Below are 23,486 nucleotides of genomic sequence, written 5' to 3'. Positions count from 1 at the left end.
CTCACTTCCTTTTTTTCACTCATGTTTTTTCCGTCAGTCTCCCGCCACCCGGCGGAGGGTGGAGGATGGCGGTCTGGTGAAGGGATAGCGGTGAGGGAAAGCGGGGCGGGTATTACCGCTTCCCAACCTGTGCTCGACGGCGGTTTGTGAAGGTCTTGCGACCTGGAACGCAGCCGAAACCTGTAAGGGACGATCGCCCTGTCAAGATCGGCCTTGATTGATTGGATACTCCCTAACAGAGCCCAAGTTAAATATTTAATCTCGATCGGTTTAATTGCAGGTTGATGCCCCAGTTTTAAATGATACTTCTGATATAGAGAAATTTAAGCAGACTCCCTACTTACGTATTTAACTGTTTCTAGTGTAGTTTGGCAACCTGCTTAGTGTCTGCCACTGAGAAACTTTTGCACAAAATTTCACAGTTCCTCCGACGATCGATTTTTTTGAGCGTACCTTTTGAGAAATACCAGCGACAAGCTAAGCCAGACTGTCAAGACAACCTAACTACAGTTTTTTTGAACTCTAGCAGGTGCGATCGCCGGACGCCAAACAGTCTCAAATTCTCACCCTTAACCTTAAATTTAACACTTGACCTATAACCCTGTACTTGAACAGCGCTATACTTAAATGTCTGGCTTCGCCTCAGTCGGCACAGGCAAAGGATGAGTCAAGAAAGCGTATTCTTGAACTACCTTTGAGTTTAGGAGATGTTCCTGAATAATTCTCTCAATGACGGGGGGAGTAACGTCGCGGTACCACACTCCGTCTGGATAGACTACCATAATCGGCCCCGACACGCACACTCGCAGGCAATTGGCTTTGGTGCGAAAAATGCAGGTTGGTCGATCGGCACTTGGCTTGTCCAACCCCAATTCTTGCAAGCGTTTTTTTAAGTAATTCCACGCTTCCAGACTGGTTTGGCGATCGCAGCACTTGGGCACGGTTTGGTCGGCACAGATAAAAATATGCCGCTCGATTTGAGCTATTCCCAGGCTTTGGACGCAAGCGCTCAAGCCTTGGCTGCAAGATTCATCGTTATGTTCAAGCATTTTATTCATTCGTCAACAGTAATTGGTTAGCTGCCGAAAGTCATATCACCACAGCCTCCACTCCCTCTCCTTCTCTCCAACTCATTCTCGGTTCGGGAACCCGTACTGACAAGTAAGTTGCGATCGCCCCTGACTAAAGCTAAATTAGCACTCAGGAGTCGAGAGTGCTAATATGTCAGTTGTAAGTAGTCCGCTGTTGCTTTCATCGTGACCCCTGACGACTGACTCACGACAATCTGTAATCTGGAGATTTATTTATGGCAGCAGTATCACTGAGTGTTTCTACCGTTAAACCGTTAGGCGAGCGCGTGTTCGTAAAAGTAAGCGCTAGCGAAGAAAAAACCGCCGGCGGCATCCTTTTACCCGACACAGCTAAGGAAAAGCCCCAAGTAGGCGAAGTCGCGGCCGTGGGCCCCGGCAAGCGCAACGACGACGGCAGCCGCACTGAAATGGAAGTAAAAGTCGGCGACAAAGTTCTCTACTCGAAATACGCCGGCACCGACATCAAACTCGGCACTGACGAATACGTCTTGCTAGCCGAAAAAGACATTCTGGCGATCGTTAACTAATTAATCATCAGTCATCAGTCCTTGGTCATCAGTCATTAGTTTAAAGCGAACGCCGCCAAACAACTAATGACACGGGACAAATGACTAAAATCCATCATCCAAAATCCAAAATCTAAAACCCTCAAATCCCCAAAAACTATGGCTAAGCGTATCATCTACAACGAAAATGCACGTCGCGCCCTCGAACGCGGTATGGACATTCTGGCCGAAGCAGTGGCCGTAACCCTCGGCCCCAAAGGCCGCAACGTGGTTCTCGAAAAGAAATTCGGAGCTCCTCAGATCGTCAATGACGGTGTTACCATCGCCAAAGAAATCGAACTAGAAGACCACATTGAAAATACAGGCGTTGCCCTGATCCGTCAAGCAGCATCCAAAACCAACGACGCAGCAGGCGACGGTACCACAACTGCTACCGTTTTGGCTCACGCAATGGTCAAAGAAGGCCTGCGTAACGTAGCAGCCGGCGCAAATGCGATCGCCCTCAAGCGCGGTGTTGACAAAGCAACCACGTTTTTGGTAGAAAAAATTGCCGAACACGCCAAACAAGTAGAAGATTCCAAAGCCATCGCTCAAGTCGGCTCCATCTCTGCTGGTAACGACGATGAAGTCGGTCAAATGATTGCCAACGCAATGGACAAGGTGGGCAAAGAAGGCGTGATTTCCCTGGAAGAAGGGAAGTCTATGACCACCGAATTGGAAATCACCGAAGGGATGCGCTTCGACAAAGGCTACATTTCTCCCTACTTCGTCACCGACACCGAACGGATGGAAGCGATTCTCGAAGAACCTTTCATCTTGCTGACAGACAAGAAAATCGCTCTGGTACAGGATTTAGTACCAGTGCTCGAACAAGTAGCCCGTTCCGGCCGCCCGCTGTTGATCATTGCAGAAGACATTGAGAAAGAAGCTTTAGCTACCCTCGTTGTCAACAAACTGCGCGGTGTGTTGAACGTGACTGCTGTTAAAGCACCCGGTTTTGGCGATCGACGCAAAGCCATGTTAGAAGATATCGCCGTATTGACCGGCGGTCAACTAATCACCGAAGACGCCGGTTTGAAACTGGAAAACACCAAGCTCGACATGATCGGCAAAGCCCGCCGCATCACCATCACCAAAGACAGCACCACAATTGTTGCCGAAGGTAACGAAGCCGCCGTCAAGTCCCGCTGCGAACAAATTCGCCGTCAAATGGACGAAACCGAATCTTCCTACGACAAAGAGAAGCTGCAAGAACGTTTGGCCAAATTGGCTGGCGGCGTCGCAGTCATCAAAGTCGGCGCAGCTACCGAAACAGAAATGAAGGATCGCAAACTGCGTCTTGAAGATGCGATCAACGCTACCAAAGCAGCAGTAGAAGAAGGAATTGTCCCCGGTGGCGGTACAACTTTGGCTCACCTGACTCCTCAATTGGAAGAGTGGGCTAACAGCAGCCTGAAGGGCGAAGAGTTGACTGGTGCTTTGATTGTGGCACGGGCTCTGGCTGCTCCTCTGAAGCGGATTGCTGAAAATGCTGGTTTGAACGGCGCTGTGATTGCTGAGCGCGTCAAAGAAAAGCCATTCAACGTCGGTTTCAACGCAGCGACAAATGAGTTTGTCGATATGTTTGAAGCTGGTATCGTTGACCCTGCGAAGGTGACTCGTTCTGCTCTGCAAAATGCCGCATCTATTGCTGGTATGGTGCTGACAACTGAGTGCATCGTCGTTGACAAGCCTGAACCGAAGGATGGCGCTGCTGCTGCTGGCGCTGGCGGCGGCATGGGCGGCGGCGACTTCGATTACTAATTAATCGATCGTCGTCTTTAAAGTAGGTGGGGGCGCAAGGGCCCTCACCTACTTTATTTTAATTAAGTAGTTGATTAATAAATCAAGTATCATAGTGGTGTACTCTCTAGTATAGTGAGAGGCGCTATGAAAGCAGAAGTTCTTAAAAGATTATTTAGGGCGATCGCGAGTGCCGACACAGAGGCGATCGACAAACTCACACACCTAGTCATTGAGGAAGAACGCCAGAAGGGACACACGCTACTAGCCGACCAATTAGAGAATATTACCAAAAAGAGCCAGAAAGAGAAATCGACCTCTAACAGCAAAGCAGCTTCGCCAGTAAAAAATAGCCTACAAGCTTTAAGCGAACTGCCGACAAGTAAGCGATTAAACCTTCCTTTAGTGACTGTCATAGGAAGGGAAAAACTGCGGCATCACATGGTGCTTCCTGAAGTTATTGAAAAACGTTTCCAGCGAATTGAGCGCGAGTATGCAGCAAGAGATAGGCTTGCTCATCACGGACTCCGCTACAGACAAAAAATTCTTCTGTACGGTTTCCCCGGCTGTGGTAAGACACTCGGAGCAGAGCGTTTAGCTTGGAATACAGGTTTACCACTTCTCAAAGTTCGATTTGATGCAATGGTATCATCTTTTTTAGGCGAAACGGCGAGTAATTTGAGGCTCGTTTTTGAAGAAGCATCAAAAAATCCCTGTTTGTTGTTTCTTGATGAATGCGACTCTATTGCTAAATCAAGAGAAGACCATCAGGAAGTAGGAGAAATTAAGCGAGTGGTAAATACATTTCTTCAAATTTTGGATGAATATGAACCCACCTCTGGTCTGATTGTAGCAGCTACAAACCTCACTAAATCTCTTGATACTGCACTGTGGAGACGATTTGACGATTTGATAGAAGTACCGAAGCCCGGAGAAAAAGAGTTAGAATTTATCCTAAAAGAAACACTATCTGCTATTGAAGTAGGCTCTATTAACTGGGCTGTGTTGATTGAGCAGATGAGAGATTTTTCTGCTGCTCAAGCTGTGAGGGTTGCACAAGATGCTGCTAAACGGGCAATTCTTGAGCGAGAGGAACTCGTGATTCACGAACACTTGGAAGAAGCGATTAAAGAAATCAAGGTTGCATAAATTTATTTTTTTGTGTCAGGAGAAGTAAATGGTTGAACGTTCTGATAGATTTCCGCATATTCAGCTCAGCCTTCCAAAAGAAGGAATTGCTGCAACTCCACCAGGGGGAGGCAGACAAAAAGATCCTCAAACAGTCGGAAATTTGGGTGACAGATGGGGACATGGTAGTAGGCTAAATAGTTCTGTGGCATCCATAACTGCTAATTGGAAAGAGACTCAAGAAAAAAGAGAAGAGGAGGATCAACCAGAACTTCCTAAATCTAGACGTATTATCTTAAAAATTGATCCACATCTTTTCGATCCTGATAGTCTTAAAGCCTATGGAATTGAGCTAATTGCAGAGATAGAAGATGGATACATTATTGGTGCATCAGCCGATTTAGAACTTAGTGAACTGCGAACTAAAATAGAAAAATTTATTAAGGAAGAAGCTCGGAGCGGAAAAATTGCAGAAATCTGGGATTTGATTGACGGAATTAAAAAGCCAGAATACATTCTTTCCCCAGAATTAATGAAACATTGGGATTTAGTTAAACATGACCAAATATACACAGTTGATGTAGGTATTGCTTGTTTGGGTATTAAATCTAAGTTGTCTGAGTGTCCAAAAAAACCAAAAGATGAAACTCCAGAAAAATTTCAAGAAAAAATTAATCGCTGGATTGACAAACGTGACTTAACTTATGCACAGTGGGATGAAATAAAATCTGAAAGAGAAGATGAATTCACAGAATTTATTCAAAGTTATCAAGGAGAAATATTAGATATAGTTGATGGAAGTATTCCTCCATCAGCTAAATTACCGGATAGTTTTTCCTGTAGAATTCAAATTTCAGGTAAAGGATTAAAAGATTTAGTTTTCAACTTTCCTTATATTTTTGATGTCAGTGAGCCTGATGAGTTTGCTGAATTTGTTGAGCGAGAAGCTTTATCTGATGTTGATACTCCTACTTTCAAACTACAAGCACCGAAATTAAATGCTCCCAAGGTATGTGTTATAGATAGTGGGATTCAAGAAAGGCATCCTCTCTTAAAAGCAGCAATTGATTGCGATAATTCAACATCTTGGGTGCCGGGAGAAACCGACCAAATTGCTGACCGTGTTAGGAATGGCGGACACGGAACCAGGGTAGCTGGTGCAGTCATTTACCCCATAACCATACCTCGTACTGGAAAGGAAAAAGCTATTTGCTGGATTCAAAATGCGAGAGTCCTTGATGTTAATTGCCAACTACCTAAACAGCTATTTCCACCGAAATTGCTAGGTGATATTGTGGATTGTTATCACGGTAAAACAACAACTAGAATTTTTAATCATTCTATTACTGGGTCTGTTCCCTGCCACACCCAATATATGAGTCCTTGGGCAGCGGCGATTGATAATTTGACCTGGAAAAATGATATATTGTTTATTGTGGCAGCAGGTAATTTACCTTTCAGTGGAAAAATAGGATATACAAGATTATCTGTCAAAGATCATCTGGCAGCAAATCGGCTATGTCCAGATTATCTTTTAGAAAATTCTTGTAGAATTGCTAACCCTGCACAAAGTTTTCAAGCCTTAACCGTTGGATCAATTTCTCCAGCTTCTTATCATGCACTATCCTATTCTTCAATATCACAGAAGGATAAACCCTCAGCTTTTTCATGCTCTGGGTTAGGAATTTGGGAGACAATTAAACCGGAAGTAGTTGAATATGGTGGGGACTTAATAAAAGATGAATCAATACCACCTAACATTATTTCACGTAAAGAAGTTTGTCCTGAATTAGTACGATCGACTTTGAATGGTGGGCCAGCAGTTGCTGCTGACACGGTGGGAACGTCATATGCTACGCCAAAAGTCAGCCATATAGCAGCGTGTCTTGCTGCTGAGTTGCCGGATGAGAGTTGCCTTTTATATCGTGCGCTGATAGTACAATCAGCCAGATGGCCAGAGTGGGCAGAAGAAAAACTTGATACTGTTCGTCAAATTGGTTATGGCATTCCAAATATCGATCGCGCTTTAGGTAATTCTCCCAATCGCATCACTTTGATTACCAGAGGAAATAATCGTATCAAAGCTAGACAGGCTCATGTTTACCAAGTTAAATTGCCAGACAAATTGCGTACTCAGGGAGAAGAACATGAGATTCTGGTAGAAGTTACTCTATCTTACAAAGCACAACCACGTCGAACTCGTAGAAATCGCAGAAAATATCTTTCAACTTGGCTGGATTGGGATTGTAGCAAAAAGGAAGAAGATCCCGGAAAATTTCTGACGAGGATTTTAAAAGAGTATGATACTCCAGAGAATGCAGACAAGGGAGAGAAAGTTTTTCAGTGGACTATTGGCAAAAAAGCGAAAAACTATGGAAAAATTCATGGTGTTTCTAGAAGCGCAGGAACTGTTCAAAAGGATTGGACTGTTGTCAAATCATTTGAACTCAGAGAAGCATTCTGTATTGCAGTAGTTGGACATGAAGGTTGGAATAACGATCCAGATGCTGAAGCACCCTATTCTCTAGTTATTAGCTTTGAAGCAATAGCATCGGATATTCCCATTTACGCTCCATTTGTTGAGGCTCAAGTCGAAATAGAATTAGAGCAACAGGTGGAAATTAACTCAATATGATGTAGCTAAAGTAGCTAAATGCGATCGCACATATTTTTGTTATATTTAACCAGTATTTGCCCTGACAATTCCGGATAGGGTAAAATTGACTACAGTCTAAATATTTTCAGCAGCGCGAGCGACAGATCAATCCTCAACACCTGACACTCTCAATAACCAACGCAAGCAGCCATGAAACTTTACCACACTCCCATTTCCCCCAACTCCCGCCGCGTGTGGATCGCCCTCTTAGAAAAAAACCTCGACTTTGAATTGGTAGAAATCCACTTGGACGGCGATCACTTGCAGCCTGAGTTTGTTGCAATCAATCCTTTTCACCGCATCCCTGTTTTGGTCGATGATGACTTCACTGTCGTCGAGTCTCTAGCAATTCTTGACTATCTAGAAACCAAGTATCCCGAACCGGCAATGCTGCCAAAAGAACCGAAAGATTTGGCAGTTGTGAGGATGGTAGAATTGGTCACGGTTAACGAACTTCTACCGGGACTTAACCCACTAAGCAGTGAAAAAATGGGATGGGGAACTCCCCAACCGCAGGAAATCGCAAAGGCTAAGGAAAAAGTCGATACTGTGTTGAATTTCTTTGAAGGCTTGCTGGACGATCGCCCTTTTTTCGCTAGCAACAGTGTCACCTTTGCCGAGTGCGTTGCTGGCACCGTCGTGCCCTTGCTATCTTGGGTTGATGAGTCCCTAGACGGCTATCCTAAAATTCAAGCTTGGTGCGATCGACTAATGTCGCGTCCCTCATGGCAGCAAACTCAATTCACCCAAGCAGATTTGGCGGCTTTCGCATCAAGAAGACAAAAATTTTTGGCACAAACTGAAGCCTCATGAACAAATCAATTGTGAAGCGATCGCTCTTTTTCCTCGCACTTTTCACCTGCATCCAACTTCCCATCGCAGCAATCGGGCAACCCGCAGCCCGATCGGGCTACGAATCAATTAACCCTAAACAGTTCGTTGCCGATGGCAAAATTACCGTCTCCAACCCCAAAGATATCGCAGCAAAACTCTTTAGCAGCGAGGAAGAATCTGAAGGCAGAAAAAGCGACCAAATTTCCCTTGAATATCCCACGCGAGAAACAGCAGTAATTGTACATACAGTCATCGGTTTAGCCGACGATTCTGTTGCCGGAATGCGACACCGCATCGAACTCAGACTCAGGCAAAATAAGTGGGAAATTGTCTGGATTGGCCGACAATCGAAGTGTCAACCAAATCGCGGACACCAAAATTGGGCAAGCGGCCGCTGTAACTAGAAAGGTAGATCGGCTTTTTGCTTAAATTCATTCATCCCGCCTGCCTTGCGAGGAACCAAGCTAGGCATCGACGCAACCGACGAAAAACAAAGGCCAAGAAAGATTCGCTACTGCTGGCAGCCTGGAGAAATAAATTATTCCTGCGTAAGTCCAAGAAGCAGTCTGAGCTTAGCGTTGTTCATTGACTGCGCGACAATCTTAAAACTATTTTCAGTGTCGATCGCTCTTTTAGTCAAAAAGAGCGATCGAACTCAGAAGTTTACTTGCACATGATTAAATTTCCCGCCGAGATGAATCCGGCCACAGGGGCTGAAATCTCAACCCAATTGCGGTTTTCTCCATTCTTATCTTTCACTAACTGGAAATTCGGCACAAGCGTTACTTGACCGTTAGCCGGTACGCCACCTTTAACCGCAGCAGTCTTTGAAGGCTCCGCACGGATAGCTAGACCCCTCGGCGCTACGCGAGGTTCTACTTGGCGGCACAGACTTACCGGACCCGTTGCTGGTGCTGGTGCTGGTGCTGGTGCTGGCGCTGGTGCTGGCGCTGGTGCTGGCGCTGGTGCTGGCGCTGGTGCTGGCGCTGGTGCTGGCGCTGGTGCCGGTGCTGGTGCTGGTGCTGGTGCTGGTGCTGGAGTTGGTGCTGGTGCTGGTGCTGGTGCTGGTACTGGAGTTGGACTTGGACTCGGTGCCGGTGCCGGTGCCGGTGCTGGTGCTGGTGCTGGTGCTGGTGCCGGTGCTGGCGCGGGACTTGGGGAAGGAGTTTGACTAATTGTGCACGAACCTAAATTACTTTCGTCGTTGGGATATCCGCTAGCCACATACCCTTTGACAGGTGCGGTAATTTGAATCCAGAGGCGGCCGTCGGAGGCTTTAACAGAAGTAGCGCCTTGGGACAGCATGACCTGAGTGTTAAGTGCTACCCCGCCAACTCTAGGGGATTTGGGGTCTGGGTTCTGGCGAACGGTCAAACCTTCTTTGGGAGTGACTATGCGGCAAAGGTTGCCAGCCTGGGCTATTTGAAAGGTGGCGCTATCTTCAAATGAAATATTTTCAGCGTCTTGACTGACAGTGGGTGTTGATGGGGCGGCAACACCGATCGCATTCGCTTGCAAATTTCCGGCTGCTATCGCGATCGCGCCCAGCAATGCAGCGGGTTTGTTCCAGTAACTCAAGTTTTTCATCCGTTCAACTCCTCATCTAATCAAAACCATTATCTTTATTGCAGGTCAATATAGCAAAAAAATTGATTTGTCTTCCAGGAAAAAGCTTTATGTAACATTTTGATGAGGGTAAGTCAAGTTTTATTTATATAAATTAATAATGGCTGAGTTCAGCGAAGACAAATTAAGCTGCTGCACGTATGAATTTGGTGGTTGTGGCAGAGCCCGAAAGGGGGAGAGTGGGGGAATGGGAGAGCGGTAAAGTAAAAAGTTAACAGTTTAAATGCGTAAGAGTCGATCGCACCTTACTTAAAATTACCGCAAAAAGCTGATAGCGGGAAAGTCCCCAAATTCATCTTTGGAGTCAATCTAAAATCTCAAATCTAAAAATCGACTGACCTTAGTTAAACCTCCCAGAGCGCGGTGCAGTCAATTATAAAATCTAAAATTTAAAATCTAAAATCTAAAATTGACTGAGGTTTCTTGCTTCAATCTATCAAAAGAGGGAATTTTTCTAACAGCTCATCGTTGGATAACCTCTACCTAGAGAATGGTTCAGCTAAGCGCTCTGATCGAGTAGAAATAGAATGTTATCTCTGATTTTGTATTGTATGAAACTCAATTGTTTTACGAAACGGCTTTCGACTCTCGGGCGCTGGATGGCTGCAACTGTGCTTTGCGTGTCAGCGATGGCCTTCGTTTGGCAGGGTGCGTTTTTCTCTAAGACCGCAGCAATGGCCTCTCCTATTGTAAACTCGATCGCAGCAGCAGATGTGGGCGATGAGATTCAACAGAAAGCCAGCAAAGATGCTGGACGAACCAAGAATTTCATCCGAGATACAGAAGAGAAAGTTAAGGAAACTGCGAAGAAAAATGCTGCTAAAGTCGATCGAGCATCGGATGATGGTAGTTTCGTAGAGCGCAAAGCTAAGAAAGATGCCGCTCGAATTGAGAAAAGAGCAGAGGAAGATTCAGCTCGCACTCAGAAAGCAGTAGATAATACCAAGAATGCTGTAGAACGCACTGTTTACAGCATCAAGGGTGCTTTTAGCAAGTAGAGAATAAATTAGTAGTTGACGTTATCCCCAGTCTGAAGACACGGGGATTATAACCATCACTAATTAGAGGTTCTCTTTCGTTGATTTCCCTTACTTGAATCTGTTTCCACCTTCAAGCAGAGGGGAATCTCTCTCAATACTTTAAATTCGGTCTATCCACGGTATTTGCTCATTCTTTTAGGGATAAAATTAAAATATTTAATCTTGCATTTTCGTCCCCGTCTACTGTATAGCCACAATGGGGAAACTTATGAGTTCTGGTACTTAAACTTTTAACGACTGTTTGCCCACACATAGAGCAATTCTGACTCGTGTACTTGGGGTTAACTGCTATTATCGGAACACGCTAAACAACGCCAACAAACTCTAACCATTCTCGAAATCTGTACCGTGCAGCATCAGATATTGATTTGGCTAGATTGTAGTTCTTGACAATGTTACGTACTTTTATGACTTACGCAAAAACCAGATCTCTGCACGTAATTTGGTGATATGCTTGAACGTGACAGCGCTCGAGATCTGTTGTTAATCCATTGTTAGGAGCAAGATTTTTCAGTTCGCTTCACAGACAAAATCACTTCTCTATTACCGAGCGGTAAATCTTTTACTAAATGCGTTGATTTTGATGAAGACGATGACTTTTTTGACCGCAGCGGGGACAAAGGGCTGTTTTATGATCTATCCGAGTTAACGAGTAAAATTAATGTATCTTCTGTTTGTTGACTATTTTCTACTCCAACTCCCGGCAAATTTATCAATTTCGTCATCAACCTGTTCATAATAAACTAGCTTATTTAATACTTACCTAATATTTTAGTACAGTAAGTACGGACACCACAAAAACAACAAAGGATATCAAATTTCTTGTTGGAATTACCCATATCAAGGGTCAAAATACAGAGGATTCAGATGACGCGAAAGTATCACGTCTGGTTTTGAAAACGAGCGGTTTTCGTGAGAGAATCGCTGAGTTTAACCTCACATCGCCTTCTGAAGCAGAGGTAGGGGTAGAGATGCCCCGATTGACTCTAACATTTCCCGATCGCCTAGAGACTGCCGATCGTTGCCTCGGTCAATATTGCAACCCTTCAAAAAATACAGGACTTGCCCCAGGGGGCTAGAAACCTGGTTTCTTCGCCGGTACTTGGCTGTCAAACCCAAAATTTATTACCAGAAACCCGGTTTCTGTTCGCCTGCGGCCCAAAAACGCGGTTTCTGTGTCGATACCTCGTTACCAAACCGAAAATTTATGGTAGAAATCGGGTTTCTTTTCATAAGTCCTAAAATAATGGTTGTACAAAATCGGCTTTTTTAACACTTAGTTGCCTAAACTTAGTAAAGTTTGCAACAATATTATTGCTAGTTCCATAATTAAAGTCACTAATGATAGCCCTAGAAACAGAACGCAACTGGAAACCCGTTATTAAAGAATTCGAGGCTGTAGTCGGCAAACAGGGCGTCGTACAGCGGCGCGAAGAATTGATTGTCTACGAGTGCGACGGACTTGCCAGCTACCGCCAGCGCCCCGCCCTGGTGGTATTGCCTCGAACTACGGAGGAAGTGGCGCAAGTGGTCAAAATATGCGATCGCAACTCAATTCCCTGGGTGGCTAGAGGCGCCGGAACCGGCCTTTCCGGGGGCGCTTTGCCTGTAGAAAACTGCGTGCTGATTGTCACTGCCCTGATGCGAAAAATCCTGAAAGTAGACTTAGAAAATCAGCAAGCAGTCGTGCAACCGGGAGTAATTAATAACTGGGTAACGCAAGCAGTTAGCGGCGCAGGTTTCTACTACGCGCCAGATCCTTCCAGTCAAATAGTTTGTTCGATTGGCGGCAACGTTGCCGAAAATTCTGGGGGCGTTCACTGCCTCAAATACGGAGTTACGACGAATCACGTTTTAGGATTAAAATTGGTAGTTGCCGACGGTTCAATTGTCGATGTCGGTGGCGAAATTTCTGAAATGCCCGGTTACGATTTAACTGGTGTATTTGTCGGTTCCGAAGGCACTTTAGGCATCGCGACAGAAGTTACTTTGCGAATTCTCAAAGCGCCGGAATCTATTTGCGTTCTCTTAGCGGATTTTGCCAGTATAGAAGCAGCGGGTGAATCGGTTTCCGATATTATCAGCGCTGGTATTATTCCCGGCGGCATGGAGATTATGGACAACATCAGCATTAATGCTGTGGAAGATGTGGTGGCAACTGGATGTTATCCCCGCGATGCGGCGGCAATTCTCCTCGTAGAAATCGACGGTTTAGAAGTGGAAGTTGCCACAAACAAACAGCGGATTGCCGATATTTGCAAGCATAACGGAGCGCGAAATATCACGACGGCAAGCGACCCGGAAACGCGCCTAAAAATTTGGAAAGGGCGGAAAGCTGCTTTTGCGGCAGCGGGTCATCTCAGCCCAGATTATTACGTGCAAGACGGCGTAATTCCACGAACGCAAATGGCTTATGTTTTGAAAGAGATTGAGGGTTTGAGCGAGAAATACGGTTATCGGATTGCGAATGTATTTCACGCGGGAGACGGAAATTTGCACCCACTAATTCTGTACGATAACTCGGTAAAAGGTGCGCTGGAAAAGGTGGAAGAATTGGGGGGGGAAATTCTCAAGCTTTGCGTGAAAGTTGGGGGAAGTCTTTCGGGGGAACACGGTATCGGTGCTGATAAGAAGTGTTTTATGCCGGATATGTTTTCGGAGGTGGATTTGGAGACGATGCAGTGGGTGCGTCAGGTGTTTAATCCGAAAGGTTTAGCGAATCCTGGGAAGATGTTTCCGACGCCGAAGACTTGCGGGGAAGCGGCGAGGGCGAAGGTTGAAACTGTTAAGAAGTTGGAGGGTGCGGAGGTTTTTTAATTCGCGATTTATGCGGGTAAGGTGCTTTTTGGCGCACCCTACGTTAGTCAGTAGTTGGTAAGGTGCGCCGAAGAACACCCCCACGTTAGTCGGTAGTTAGTGAGCAATTTGTAAGGTGCGCCGAAGAACACCTACTCTAATTTTCGATTGGCATTTTAATAGTAAATTCCGTGCCCTTGCCCAGTTCCGAAGTACAATATAATTCCCCTTTGTGTCTTTCTACAATAATTTGATAGCTAATTGACAAACCCATTCCCGTTCCTTTGTTAATGGGTTTGGTAGTAAAAAAAGCATCAAAGATGCGCTGCTTGACTTCCTCAGTTATGCCCGGCCCATTGTCGGCAATTTGGATTTTTACAAAATTGCCGACAACTTCCGTGCAAATCCTAATCTGACTGGAATTGTCTGTCATTTCTTGACAATTTCGCCTACTGTTCGCATCATCTAAAGCATCGAGCGCATTGCTGAGAATATTCATAAAAACTTGATTGATCGGCCCGGCAAAACACGTGACAGGCGGCAATTTTCCGTATTGTTTGACAATTTGAATTGGTGGCTTTTCTGCGTTTCCTTTCAAACGGTGATTGAGAATTAACAGCGTGCTGTCAATTCCTTCGTGGAGGTTAACGGGTTTCATCTGTGAATCGTCGTGTCGCGAAAAGTTGCGCAGCGACTGAACAATCTGGCAAATGCGATCGACACCAACGCTCATTGAAGACAGTATTTTAGGTAAATCTTCAGCTAAAAAATCGAGGTCTTTCTCTTTTCTTTCCTGTTGAATTTCCTGCACGGGATTAGGATAGTGCTGTTGGTAAAGTTCGAGGTGGTGAAACAAGTCTTGAGTATACTTTGTCAGATGAGCGAGATTGCCGTAAATGAAGCTGACGGGGTTGTTTATTTCGTGAGCGACCCCGGCAATTAGCAATCCCAAACTAGACATTTTTTCGCTCTGAACTAATTGGGAATGAGTGGATTTGAGTTGGTTAAGTGCTGCTGTTAGTTGAGCTGCTTGCTCTCTGCTTTGTGCTTCGGAATTATGCAAGGCCTCTTCGGCTTGTTTGCGATGAGTGATGTCTCTCTGTACGACAATAAAATGAGTCAATTTGCCCGTTCTATCGCGCACCGGAGATATTGAAAAACAATTCCAGAAAGTGGTTCCGTCTTTGCGGTAATTCTTTAATATTACTTTGCATTCGCTTTCTGTTTGCAAGGCTTGGCTAATTCTTTCTACTGCTGCAGGATCTGTATCGCTTCCCTGCAAAAATAGGCAGTTTTTTCCGATAATTTCCTGCCGCCGATAACCTGTCATCCTTTCAAAAGCGGGATTGCAATAAATAATTGGATGTTCTGGGTGAGTGGCGTCAGAAATTGTAACTCCGGTGCTAGTAGCTGCCATAGCTCGATCGTACAACCAAAGTATTTCTTCTGCGCGCTTGCGATCGGTAACGTCCCGCAAAGTAGCTAAATAAGCCATTTCTCCCTCCCATTCCGTTTCCACCACCCGCATTTCTACTACAGCATTTGCTTGGTGCTTGCGAATAGCTTCAACTTCTGTTTGCACGACGCGAGTTCCTGCTGTTTCTGTTTTTCCAACTTGGGGAATAATAGCCATGTCCATCTCTATGTCGCAAGCTGAAACTTGTACTACCAAATTGCCAAAAAATGCTTGACCTAAAAGTTCCTCTGCTTTGCAGTTAAACAGCGCTTCTGCTGACGGGTTGGCAAAACAAATAAGTCCTCGCTTGTTGACGATTGCGATCCCGTCGGCATTTTTTTCTATCGCATTCCGAAACCGAGATTCGCTAGCTTTCAAATCCTGCTTTAGCAGTTCGATTGCTCGCTCCATCTGCTGCATTTTGCACAAACTAACACTATAAGCTTCTGAAATGTTAGCCGCTGTCGAGTTCTCAGTTGACTTTTTGGGCATCTCTGGATAGTTTGTTCTATCAGTCATGTTTTTAGCCATTTTTTTCGGGGTCCTGCTAATATTACTGAGCTTATTCTCTGAATCGGCTTCTTGAAAAAACATATTTAAACCTTAGCAATTTATTTTTTAGGTTAATATTTTGCGATCGCCCAAATTTACCGCAAATTTAGGGAGACAGCAATTTATACTCGATGCTAGCACATGACTTTTCTAATTCATCATAAAAGATCGTTAAAATTCAAGAGCGATCCCCATCGAATTATCTATTACACTTTACTAAGTAATTTCAACCACATCGCATTTACGTAGCGAGACGAAGCGCGAAGACTGGAGATGCCTTCAATCGCCCTCGCAGCGGGCAAAATAACACTCTCAACGCGCAAGTCCTAAATATTTAGAACCCACTGCCCCGTATAAATTATTATAGGATTTAAAAAAAAATACGCTTGCCGACAAGCAAACTCATCTTTAGTTATAACAAAGTAATTATAGTTATTAATTACCAAATCATGTCTCGGTCACCAGATTTGATATAAAATATAACCTGTCTATTTTTGCGATCGCAACTTCAAACCAATGGCACGTCTAGCACTTCTGAGCACATCCAATAAAACCGGACTAATCGACTTAGCGCGCAGTCTAGTAGAAGAATTTGAATTTGACATAATTAGTAGCGGCGGGACAGCAACGGCCCTCAAAGAAGCAGGCATCCCAGTCACCAAAGTTGCGGAATATACTGGTTCTCCCGAAATTTTGGGAGGGCGAGTCAAAACACTTCACCCACGAATCCACGGAGGTATTTTAGCACGCCGCGATGTACCGGAAGACCTGGCAGATTTAACGGCAAATCAAATTCGGGCGATCGATCTAGTGGTAGTCAATTTGTATCCATTTGAAGAGACTATTTCTAAACCAGGAGTTACTATAGCAGACGCAATTGAGCAGATAGATATCGGCGGGCCCGCCATGTTGAGAGCTTCCGCCAAAAACCACGCTCATTTGACAGTTTTGTGCGACCCAGAACAGTACAATACTTATTTAAAAGAATTGCGGGAAAATGGCGGCGAAGCATCGTTAGAGTTTCGGCAAAGGTGCGCGCTAGAAACCTTCAAACATACAGCAAACTACGATCGCGCGATCGCAAATTATCTCAGCAGCAGCCAATCCGCTGAAGAATCTGCGCTACCAGACCAGTTTAATTTATCAGGAAAAGAGTTGCAAACTCTCCGCTACGGCGAAAATCCCCATCAAGCCGCCACCTGGTATCAAACCGGAACTACACCAACAGGCTGGACGACTAGCACCATCCTGCAAGGCAAAGAATTAAGTTATAACAATTTAGTAGATTTAGAAGCAGCAAGGCGGCTGATCGTAGAATTCCCGGACACACCCGCAGCCGCAATTCTGAAGCATACAAATCCTTGCGGTACAGCCTTGGGAACAACTATTTCTGAAGCTTATCAAAAAGCATTCGACACCGATTCAGTCTCAGCTTTCGGCGGAATTGTTGCCCTCAACCGCCCGATTGATGCTGCTACCGCAACGGCCTTAACTCAAACATTTTTAGAATGTATCGTCGCGCCGGGGTGCGAACCAGAAGCGGAAGAAATTATCAAGAAAAAGGCGAAAGTTCGAGTATTAATTTTGCCAGATTTGACTCAAGGGCCGCCACAAACTGTTAAAATTATTGCAGGCGGTTTGCTGGTGCAAGAGTCAGATAATATAGTAGAAGAAACGAGCAAATGGCGGACTGTTACTGAGAAACAGCCGACGGCGGGAGAGTTGGAAGAATTGCTGTTTGCTTGGAAAGTAGCGAAACACGTCAAATCAAATGCGATCGTTGTGACGCGCGATCGCACTACAATTGGTGTCGGCGCCGGACAAATGAATCGCGTCGGTTCGGTTAAACTAGCATTGGAACAAGCAGGAGACAAAAGCAAAGGAGCGATTTTGGCCAGCGATGGTTTCTTCCCCTTCGACGATTCCGTAAAAACGGCGGCTGAGGCTGGCATAATTGCGATCGTCCAACCAGGCGGAAGTCTGCGCGATCGAGATTCCATCGAAGCAGCCAACCAACTTGGAATCACAATGGTTTTCACCGACATCCGCCACTTCTTGCATTAATTAAGTTCGTAGCAATGACATTTTACACCTCTATTACGAACAGGCTTTCCGGCCTGTTTCACAAATAGTTAATTCTATTGTGGGGTGGGAAGAAAGCCCGCCACAAACAGGCTTACCGACCTGTTTCACAAAGAAAAGAGTCAATTCCCGTTCTATTGTGGGGTGGGCTTCTAGCCCGCCCTAAAAAAATTTTCCTTCTTCGATAACTAACGGCTATGAATACCACAATTCAACCGCAAGACATCAAAGTCAAAATCCTGCTCACCGGCGGACATCAATGCACCATCACCCTTAAATCTGATACACCATTATTGCACAGCCTGATCAAAACATTAGTCGATCGCACTCAACAAACACCCGGTTTTTCCACCTTATTTCAAATCCCTATAGACGGAGGTCGTTCCGCCCTTTCTTTTCCCGGCGAAAACCTAGTCGGATTAGTCACCGAACCCCCAATTTACTTGCAGGAACTGCAACCGCAGCAGCCTGCAACTCCCGTAGAAATTCCCGTCACAGAAATTCCCGCCCCTGCACCGCCTGTAAATGACGACTTAATATCTCGCTACGCCCAAATAGACAACTTTTTGACGCCTGCTGAAAAAAACAAACTCATTAAATATGTCTTAGCAAAAGAATCAGAATTTGTGACTACCAGCACTTCAACCAATGCCGAAGATTACCGCCGTTCGATGGTACTCCACTCGTTCCCCGAATTTTCCGAACTGATGGTTAATCGCATCAAAGCAATTCTCCCGGACGTACTGAAAAAATTAAATATCCCCTCATTTCCGCTGGGTGAAATAGAAGCTCAGCTAACCATGCACAACGACAACAACTTTTATAAACTTCACAACGACAGCGGCTCGCCAGATACCGCCACCCGCTTTTTTACTTACGTTTACTATTTCTATCGAGAACCGAAGGCTTTTTCAGGCGGCGAATTGCAAATTTACGACAGCAAAATAGAGAACAATTTTTATGTAGCTGCCGAGACATTTAGAACCGTTGAACCGCGCAATAATAGCATTGTATTTTTTCTGAGTCGCTACATGCACGAAGTTTTGCGAGTTAGCTGTCCCTCGAAAGCTTTTGCCGATAGCCGCTTTACTATTAACGGCTGGGTACGCAAAGCAAATTGAGGTTAATATTATGTCGGGTCGAGCTACCGCGATTTTTGTAGGGGCGGGTTCCACCAACCATAATCGCCAACAATCTCCTATCTCAAAAACCCGCCCCGACCGGGATATTATGGTTGATCGATCGGACATGATATAATTCATTGTCCTGGACGCACTAATCACCTAATTGTGTCATTCTGAGTGAAGCGAAAAATCTCAAATTATTGCCACATTGTTATAATGCGTAAGTCCCGATATCTGAGATTATTCACTTCCCAAAGGCTACCTCAAAATGACAGAATTACCTTACTCAAAAATATTTAATTCTTACTCCAGTGCTCCAGCACTTTTGAGCAATTTCACCACACTGGAATAACCCTTAAACTCAGCCAGCATTAAAGCTGTATAATTTCCCGGATTTTTGTGGTTTAGTTCTGCACCAGCATCAATTAAAATCTTTACTGCATCTGCATAACCCCGATGTGCGGCCCACATTAAAGCTGTTGCGCCCGAATCATCCAGCAAGTTGACATCCGCACCTTTTTCGACTAATAATTGGACGATCGCCACATGACCGCGATCGCACGCCTTCATTAAAGCCGTTTTCCCCAAATCCGCCGGGATATTCACATCGGCACCGCCGTCAAGCAAAGCCTTCACCGTCTCGGTATGTCCGTGAAACGCAGCCAGCGTCAAAGCAGTCTCCCCAAAATTTTTAGCATTCAGAAACTCATCCCGATTTGAGTTTACTTTTTGCAGCAAAGCCGATACGATCGCACTGTGACCGTGAACAGCCGCCACCAGTAAAGGCGTATCGCCCAACCGATTTCTAGAACCGACACTAGCACCTCGGTTTAAGAGCAATTCCACCACATCTTCGCAACCTTCAACCACCGCAAAATTTAAAGCAGTTTCATCATCTTTATCCTTAGCGTCGATCTCCGCGCCAGCATCGAGTAAGATATGAGCGATCGCCGCATTTCCCCCAGCAGCAGCGGCCATCAAAGCCGTACCCCCATCTCCATTTTTCACATTCGCATTAGCACCCGCACCAAGCAAAGTTTGCACCACATCAGTATTGCCGGAATCCGCAGCCAAAGTTAAAGCAGTTTCTCCGTTTTTGTCGGGAATTTCGACATCAGCACCGGCAGCCAACAGCGCCTCGACAACAGCCAAATTTCCCACCGTCGCAGCCAGCATCAAAGCAGTTTTGCTCTCTAGATTTTTAACATTAGCATCCGCCCCACACTCGAGCAAAATTCGCACAATTTCAGCGCTTCCTTGACGGACAGCTAAAAATAGCATAGAATTATCAGAACCAGCACCCGCATCCACCAAAGCTTTAACAACAGCTTCGTGACCCGATAAAGCAGCTATTTTCAGACCAGAATCTCCATCTTTATCTCGCACATTTACATCAGCATTAGCATCAAGTAACATCCGCACAACATTGATATCTCCCTTCAGAGAAGCTGCCATCAAAGCCGTACTTCCATCATCATTTTTAGCATTAACATCAGCACCAGCAGCTAACAACAGCCGCGCAGAATCAGGCTGTTTGTGAGCCGCCGCCAGCATCAAAGCCGTCAGCCCAAAACGCCTGCTCGCTTGATTGACATTAGCGCCATTGTTTAGTAAAATACGCACAATTTCCGTATAGCCCTTTTGGGCAGCAAACATCAAAGCCGTCGTCCCCTCAGAGTCTTTGGCATTAGCGTCAACTCCCTTAGCGAGTAAAGCTTGGACGTGAATAATGTTGCCAGTCTTGGCGGCTTGAATCAATACAGCGTCTTGTTTAGTGGCAGCCATAATAGTCTCTCATACCGTATATTTTTACCGTCGCACGAGACGGCCTGACTGGTATGCTAAGTTTTATGAAGTATGTTTGCTAATCCTGAGAACACCATGAATCTCGAAATTCCGCAGTCTGTTAAAGTTTGGAGCCAATTCTTTCACCCAGTGTTAATGTGGGTACTGCTGGCCATCTCATTCTATGCTTTGTATCTCGGCCTGCAAATCCGCCGTACCAGAAGCGCCGAAGGCGAAGTCAAAAAAGAGTTAATTAAGGGAAAATTCAACATCAAGCACCACCAAATGGGTTCTTTGCTGCTAGCGTTGATGGTAACGGGTGCAGTCGGCGGGATGGCCGTCACCTACATCAACAACGGCAAACTATTTGTCGGTCCGCACTTGCTAGCAGGGTTGGGAATGACGGCAATAATTGCGATCGCGGCCTCGCTGACTCCTTTGATGCAAAAAGGCAATGATTTGGCCAGAAACACTCACATCTTTCTGAACGTTGTGCTGTTAGGGCTGTTTGGCTGGCAAGCGGTAACAGGCGTAGAAATCCTCCAAAGAATTATCAGCAAAATGTGAGGATTGGGGTAAAATTGCTAATTGCTAATTGCCTTGGGGCGATTAGTAATTAGCAATTAAATTGGGATATTTTTTTAGTGGTTTAATAGCTAAGCTTTCCTTTGGATGATATAATAGAATAAAGTTAAATTGAGCGAACAAATTATAAGATTAATTAGGGAGCTTTTTGAAATCAAAAGAAGGAAAGCCATGCTAGAAAACCTGATCAAATACTTTGTCTACGCAACAAAAGGCTATATTACAAAAACGCAGTTAATCAAGTTTTTGTACTTAGCCGATCTTTATGCGGTCAAATGGACAGACAAGCAGCTTACTGATTTAGATTGGCGTTATTATTACTATGGGCCTTGGAATGAAGGCATAGACGCTGCTTTAAATCAAATGAATGGCAAAGAGATTTTTCAAGAATCTCAGGGAGAAACTATATTCATCAGACTTGGTGAGAGAGCAGGTAATGTGGATGATTTAAAGTTACCTTTAGGTCTGAAGCTCATGCTTGACAACATCAGGAGAGAATGGGCCGGTGCAGGAGAGGATAAACTGAATCAGTTACTAGAATATGTCTATAACACTGCTCCCATGCTTGAGGTTAGATATAGCCACCAACCAGAGGAACAGGTGAGACTTAATCTGTACAAAGAAAGAGAAAAGTTAATGAGTGAATTGGAGTGAGCGAGTGGCTGGACAAAAACCGCGTCAAGGTTGGATTTATTTTATCAATCCCTATAGAGTATCTCTTCGTTGCAAACTCGGTCACGATCATATTTATGAGATAAATGAACCAGGGGAGATTGAGTGCAAGACAATTTCTTGCACTCAGGTGATTAATTCGAGTCGGGTTTTTCGGGGAGATCATCCTTATATTGTTTGGACAAGTGACCAATTTCAAGATGAATCTAAATACATCCAAACTTTGACGCTGATTCCGTTGACTTCACAAGAAACCTATAAAGGTTTGCCAACTGTATATCCGATTAATTCTACAAGCACAAATGGTCTTTCTAAGAATTCCTTCGCTCTAGTGCATCAGATATGTACTGTTGATGCTAACTGTTTTAAAGACTCGCAAGGGGATTGGCTTAAGCGAGTTGGACAACTGGATAAAGCAGATAAGGAAGCTATAGAGGAACGTTTAAAGTATTTTTTTAATCTTGGGGATAATCCGGGTGAAGATTGGTTTAGTAAAAATGCGTCTATAGAACTTTTGCAGAAAGTGTTTAATTATCTAGGGGATGAAACCACAAAAAGTATGGCTATAGAAAAACTGATCGACGATTTGCGATCGTAGTCAATAGACATCTCCAAAAAATCAAATATCGCGTAGGAGTACGATCCCATAGCCTGGGGAGGATGAAGCATTTGCGGATAAAATCGCCCGTTTTCAACATAAATTGTTGCCCCTGGGTGTACTCCTTAAATCTCGCTCAAAAACTTGAGATTATTTGTTGGAGATGTCTAGTCAAACAGTGTCGGTGGACTTCATTTTAAACCTACATAGGCTGGTTTTGTTCTAAATAAACCAACCACACTGCTTGCAACGCGATATAAGGGCATCTTTGTCAGGCAAATCAGATTGATTTTTGGGGAGGTGTTTCATTTGATTATTGTGCAGTTTACCATAAGAGGTGTGCCGTAAGGTAGGTGCAACGTACACAATGAGGTTTTCTCTATCATCTGGATAGTGATGACCTGGAGCAATAGCAATTAGGTTCAGATCAAAAAGTGTATGTATATCAGCTCGCAAGAGCAACCCATTATAGATAGTATTATCTTCAGTCTCACAGTAAGGGATGATATGAGCAGCTTCTAGGGCTTCTTCGGCGTCGCAGCCAGTAATAGCACAGCAATAGCCGTAAGCCTCAAGTAAATCTTTACGAAACTTTGGCTGTCCTCGTCTTTGAGCGATAGACCGTGAAACTCGCTCTCTTGCTTCCTCTCGACTTTTTGGGGTGAAGTCCCCTTCAGTATCCAGATGTTCACCTATAGATTCAAGCTCCTCATTTTCGGGAGCAACTGTATAGTAATTGAGTCTTGATTATTTTGCTTGTACTCTAAAGCAACGATTGTTTTAAGAGTTTTTTGTTCTATTTCACACATCCCTAAGCGAGAGAAAAAGCTTTTAAGAACAAGAATTTCACAGTCTTTATATTGAGTGCATAATGCTGCATTTACACTAAGCAATCCTTCTGTGTAAATTCGTACTCTTGAATTCAAGGCTTTGAGTCCTTCTAATCCGGGTTTCCAAACTACTTCCAAGGTTAGGGGAAGCATTAATAAACCCCAACGAGGAAAATGCCCATCAGGAATTTCCTGCAAGTCTAGAGTTATTTGATTATTAGTAAGCCAGCCTTCTTCAGGAAGCCACCATTTTAGGTAACCAGCACCTAGTAGACGTAGGCGGGAGTTAACCTACCATTGATTATTTCTTCAATGCTTTGCCCGAATAAGTCCATTTGAAGGG

At 44.7% G+C, this 23,486-nt stretch carries 21 protein-coding genes; 14 read left to right on the top strand and 7 right to left on the bottom strand.

What is annotated here, in order from left to right; translation table 11 throughout:
* Positions 1-21: 21 nt before the first annotated feature.
* Positions 22-150, top strand: coding sequence for a hypothetical protein (locus tag QUA80_RS07720; RefSeq protein WP_333422927.1), 129 nt, complete (start codon positions 22-24; stop codon positions 148-150).
* 473 nt (positions 151-623) lie between these two features.
* On the opposite strand, the gene QUA80_RS07715 is transcribed toward QUA80_RS07720, so the two are convergent.
* A complete protein-coding gene (locus QUA80_RS07715; RefSeq protein WP_333423085.1) occupies positions 624-1,049 on the bottom strand; it encodes a ferredoxin in 426 nt (141 codons plus the stop codon).
* Between the two features lie 257 nt (positions 1,050-1,306).
* On the opposite strand from QUA80_RS07715, the gene groES reads away from it, so the two are divergent.
* The 6 genes from groES (at position 1,307) to QUA80_RS07685 (ending at position 8,401) form a co-directional block, all read left to right on the top strand.
* Positions 1,307-1,618: a co-chaperone GroES gene (groES, locus tag QUA80_RS07710; RefSeq protein WP_006633072.1), complete on the top strand. Its 312-nt coding sequence runs from the start codon at positions 1,307-1,309 to the stop codon at positions 1,616-1,618.
* Between the two features lie 138 nt (positions 1,619-1,756).
* A complete protein-coding gene (gene groL / locus QUA80_RS07705) occupies positions 1,757-3,400 on the top strand; it encodes a chaperonin GroEL (RefSeq protein ID WP_332958098.1) in 1,644 nt (547 codons plus the stop codon).
* 126 nt (positions 3,401-3,526) lie between these two features.
* On the top strand, positions 3,527-4,528 hold the full coding sequence (locus QUA80_RS07700) for an ATP-binding protein (RefSeq protein ID WP_333422925.1): 1,002 nt from the start codon (positions 3,527-3,529) through the stop codon (positions 4,526-4,528).
* Positions 4,529-4,556: 28 nt separating this feature from the next.
* On the top strand, positions 4,557-7,142 hold the full coding sequence (locus QUA80_RS07695; protein ID WP_333422924.1) for a S8 family peptidase: 2,586 nt from the start codon (positions 4,557-4,559) through the stop codon (positions 7,140-7,142).
* A gap of 171 nt (positions 7,143-7,313) precedes the next feature.
* Complete coding sequence (locus QUA80_RS07690; protein WP_333422922.1) at positions 7,314-7,976, top strand: glutathione S-transferase family protein; 663 nt, start codon at positions 7,314-7,316, stop codon at positions 7,974-7,976.
* Complete coding sequence (locus QUA80_RS07685; protein WP_333422920.1) at positions 7,973-8,401, top strand: hypothetical protein; 429 nt, start codon at positions 7,973-7,975, stop codon at positions 8,399-8,401. Before QUA80_RS07690 ends, QUA80_RS07685 begins: the two co-directional genes overlap by 4 nt.
* Positions 8,402-8,660: 259 nt before the next feature.
* Here the strand turns inward: QUA80_RS07685 and QUA80_RS07680 are convergent, their stop codons facing one another.
* Complete coding sequence (locus tag QUA80_RS07680) at positions 8,661-9,584, bottom strand: SH3 domain-containing protein (protein ID WP_333422918.1); 924 nt, start codon at positions 9,582-9,584, stop codon at positions 8,661-8,663.
* Between the two features lie 590 nt (positions 9,585-10,174).
* On the opposite strand from QUA80_RS07680, the gene QUA80_RS07675 reads away from it, so the two are divergent.
* Positions 10,175-10,621 (top strand): hypothetical protein, encoded by a 447-nt coding sequence (locus QUA80_RS07675; RefSeq protein WP_333422916.1) that lies wholly within the window; start codon positions 10,175-10,177, stop codon positions 10,619-10,621.
* A gap of 169 nt (positions 10,622-10,790) precedes the next feature.
* Here QUA80_RS07675 and QUA80_RS33735 read toward each other — a convergent pair whose 3' ends face one another.
* Entirely contained in the window at positions 10,791-10,955 is a 165-nt protein-coding gene (locus QUA80_RS33735; protein WP_445302218.1) for a zinc ribbon domain-containing protein, read from the bottom strand.
* A gap of 1,049 nt (positions 10,956-12,004) precedes the next feature.
* Between QUA80_RS33735 and glcD the strand changes: the two genes are divergently transcribed.
* Positions 12,005-13,480 carry a glycolate oxidase subunit GlcD gene (gene glcD, locus QUA80_RS07665; RefSeq protein WP_333422914.1) on the top strand — a complete coding sequence of 492 codons (1,476 nt, stop codon included), beginning with the start codon at positions 12,005-12,007 and terminating at the stop codon, positions 13,478-13,480.
* A 136-nt stretch (positions 13,481-13,616) separates the two neighbouring features.
* On the opposite strand, the gene QUA80_RS07660 is transcribed toward glcD, so the two are convergent.
* Positions 13,617-15,434, bottom strand: a complete 1,818-nt coding sequence (locus QUA80_RS07660; protein WP_333422912.1) for a PAS domain S-box protein — start codon at positions 15,432-15,434, stop codon at positions 13,617-13,619.
* Between the two features lie 549 nt (positions 15,435-15,983).
* On the opposite strand from QUA80_RS07660, the gene purH reads away from it, so the two are divergent.
* On the top strand, positions 15,984-17,531 hold the full coding sequence (gene purH, locus QUA80_RS07655; RefSeq protein WP_333422910.1) for a bifunctional phosphoribosylaminoimidazolecarboxamide formyltransferase/IMP cyclohydrolase: 1,548 nt from the start codon (positions 15,984-15,986) through the stop codon (positions 17,529-17,531).
* A gap of 215 nt (positions 17,532-17,746) precedes the next feature.
* Entirely contained in the window at positions 17,747-18,670 is a 924-nt protein-coding gene (locus tag QUA80_RS07650; protein WP_333422908.1) for a 2OG-Fe(II) oxygenase, read from the top strand.
* A gap of 306 nt (positions 18,671-18,976) precedes the next feature.
* Here the strand turns inward: QUA80_RS07650 and QUA80_RS07645 are convergent, their stop codons facing one another.
* Positions 18,977-20,458 carry an ankyrin repeat domain-containing protein gene (locus tag QUA80_RS07645; RefSeq protein WP_333422906.1) on the bottom strand — a complete coding sequence of 494 codons (1,482 nt, stop codon included), beginning with the start codon at positions 20,456-20,458 and terminating at the stop codon, positions 18,977-18,979.
* A 96-nt stretch (positions 20,459-20,554) separates the two neighbouring features.
* On the opposite strand from QUA80_RS07645, the gene QUA80_RS07640 reads away from it, so the two are divergent.
* The 3 genes from QUA80_RS07640 to QUA80_RS07630 all read left to right on the top strand — a co-directional run bounded on the left by QUA80_RS07640 (position 20,555) and on the right by QUA80_RS07630 (position 22,313).
* A complete protein-coding gene (locus tag QUA80_RS07640; RefSeq protein WP_333097454.1) occupies positions 20,555-21,025 on the top strand; it encodes a DUF4079 domain-containing protein in 471 nt (156 codons plus the stop codon).
* 129 nt (positions 21,026-21,154) lie between these two features.
* A complete protein-coding gene (locus tag QUA80_RS07635) occupies positions 21,155-21,697 on the top strand; it encodes a type II toxin-antitoxin system antitoxin SocA domain-containing protein (RefSeq protein ID WP_333422904.1) in 543 nt (180 codons plus the stop codon).
* 4 nt (positions 21,698-21,701) lie between these two features.
* The gene (locus QUA80_RS07630; RefSeq protein ID WP_333422902.1) at positions 21,702-22,313 is read left to right on the top strand and encodes a type II toxin-antitoxin system PemK/MazF family toxin; all 612 of its coding nucleotides are present in this window, start codon (positions 21,702-21,704) and stop codon (positions 22,311-22,313) included.
* A 222-nt stretch (positions 22,314-22,535) separates the two neighbouring features.
* On the opposite strand, the gene QUA80_RS33730 is transcribed toward QUA80_RS07630, so the two are convergent.
* Both QUA80_RS33730 and QUA80_RS07625 read right to left on the bottom strand, forming a co-directional pair.
* Positions 22,536-22,862: an HNH endonuclease gene (locus tag QUA80_RS33730; protein ID WP_445302217.1), complete on the bottom strand. Its 327-nt coding sequence runs from the start codon at positions 22,860-22,862 to the stop codon at positions 22,536-22,538.
* A 143-nt stretch (positions 22,863-23,005) separates the two neighbouring features.
* Positions 23,006-23,341, bottom strand: coding sequence for a hypothetical protein (locus QUA80_RS07625; protein ID WP_333422900.1), 336 nt, complete (start codon positions 23,339-23,341; stop codon positions 23,006-23,008).
* Positions 23,342-23,486: the final 145 nt, after the last annotated feature.

Source organism: Microcoleus sp. F4-D5, from assembly GCF_036704885.1.
In the GTDB taxonomy this organism is placed as follows: Bacteria; Cyanobacteriota; Cyanobacteriia; order Cyanobacteriales; family Microcoleaceae; genus Microcoleus.
Note: the sequence above shows the minus strand (reverse complement) of the source record. Positions and strands in the feature narration are given on the sequence as shown.

Bases quoted from the DNA above. Each gene is read 5' to 3' on its own strand.
- QUA80_RS07720 (WP_333422927.1), top strand. From the start codon at position 22: ATGTTTTTTCCGTCAGTCTCCCGCCACCCGGCGGAGGGTGGAGGATGG.
- QUA80_RS07715 (WP_333423085.1), bottom strand. From the start codon at position 1,049: ATGCTTGAACATAACGATGAATCTTGCAGCCAAGGCTTGAGCGCTTGC.
- groES (WP_006633072.1), top strand. From the start codon at position 1,307: ATGGCAGCAGTATCACTGAGTGTTTCTACCGTTAAACCGTTAGGCGAG.
- groL (WP_332958098.1), top strand. From the start codon at position 1,757: ATGGCTAAGCGTATCATCTACAACGAAAATGCACGTCGCGCCCTCGAA.
- QUA80_RS07700 (WP_333422925.1), top strand. From the start codon at position 3,527: ATGAAAGCAGAAGTTCTTAAAAGATTATTTAGGGCGATCGCGAGTGCC.
- QUA80_RS07695 (WP_333422924.1), top strand. From the start codon at position 4,557: ATGGTTGAACGTTCTGATAGATTTCCGCATATTCAGCTCAGCCTTCCA.
- QUA80_RS07690 (WP_333422922.1), top strand. From the start codon at position 7,314: ATGAAACTTTACCACACTCCCATTTCCCCCAACTCCCGCCGCGTGTGG.
- QUA80_RS07685 (WP_333422920.1), top strand. From the start codon at position 7,973: ATGAACAAATCAATTGTGAAGCGATCGCTCTTTTTCCTCGCACTTTTC.
- QUA80_RS07680 (WP_333422918.1), bottom strand. From the start codon at position 9,584: ATGAAAAACTTGAGTTACTGGAACAAACCCGCTGCATTGCTGGGCGCG.
- QUA80_RS07675 (WP_333422916.1), top strand. From the start codon at position 10,175: ATGAAACTCAATTGTTTTACGAAACGGCTTTCGACTCTCGGGCGCTGG.
- glcD (WP_333422914.1), top strand. From the start codon at position 12,005: ATGATAGCCCTAGAAACAGAACGCAACTGGAAACCCGTTATTAAAGAA.
- QUA80_RS07660 (WP_333422912.1), bottom strand. From the start codon at position 15,434: ATGACTGATAGAACAAACTATCCAGAGATGCCCAAAAAGTCAACTGAG.
- purH (WP_333422910.1), top strand. From the start codon at position 15,984: ATGGCACGTCTAGCACTTCTGAGCACATCCAATAAAACCGGACTAATC.
- QUA80_RS07650 (WP_333422908.1), top strand. From the start codon at position 17,747: ATGAATACCACAATTCAACCGCAAGACATCAAAGTCAAAATCCTGCTC.
- QUA80_RS07645 (WP_333422906.1), bottom strand. From the start codon at position 20,458: ATGGCTGCCACTAAACAAGACGCTGTATTGATTCAAGCCGCCAAGACT.
- QUA80_RS07640 (WP_333097454.1), top strand. From the start codon at position 20,555: ATGAATCTCGAAATTCCGCAGTCTGTTAAAGTTTGGAGCCAATTCTTT.